General features: G+C 55.8%; 1 protein-coding gene. It reads left to right on the top strand.

The window, feature by feature from the left end; genetic code table 11:
• The coding region (locus JWH17_RS23390; protein ID WP_205225110.1) for an alpha/beta fold hydrolase at positions 1-396 on the top strand (396 nt) is incomplete at both ends.

Raw genomic sequence — 396 nt, 5'->3', positions numbered from 1 at the left:
ATCTTGACCTGCAGAATGTGACGCTGGTGGGTTTCTCAATGGGTGGCGGCGACGTCACACGCTATATCGGCAGCTATGGCAGCGATCGCGTCGCGGCACTGGTGCTTCTCGGTGCCGTCACGCCAATCTTTGGCAAAACGGCAGACTACCCGCAGGGTGTCGATATGTCGGTGTTTGAAGGGATTCGTGATGGCCTGCTTAAGGATCGCGCGCAGTTTATCAAAGAGTTCGCTACGCCGTTTTATGGTACCAATGCCGGACAGACCGTTTCTGATGGCGTCATGACGCAGACGCTGAACATCGCGCTGCTCGCTTCGCTGAAGAGCACCGTTGATTGCGTCACCGCTTTTGCTGAGACCGATTTCCGTGCTGACGTAGCGAAAGTGAATGTGCCGA

It is taken from the genome of Desulfogranum marinum (genome assembly GCF_016918565.1).
Classification (GTDB): domain Bacteria; phylum Desulfobacterota; class Desulfobulbia; order Desulfobulbales; family Desulfobulbaceae; genus Desulfogranum; species Desulfogranum marinum.
The sequence above is the reverse complement of the archived record's forward strand: the minus strand, read 5'-3'. Positions and strand labels throughout refer to the sequence as shown.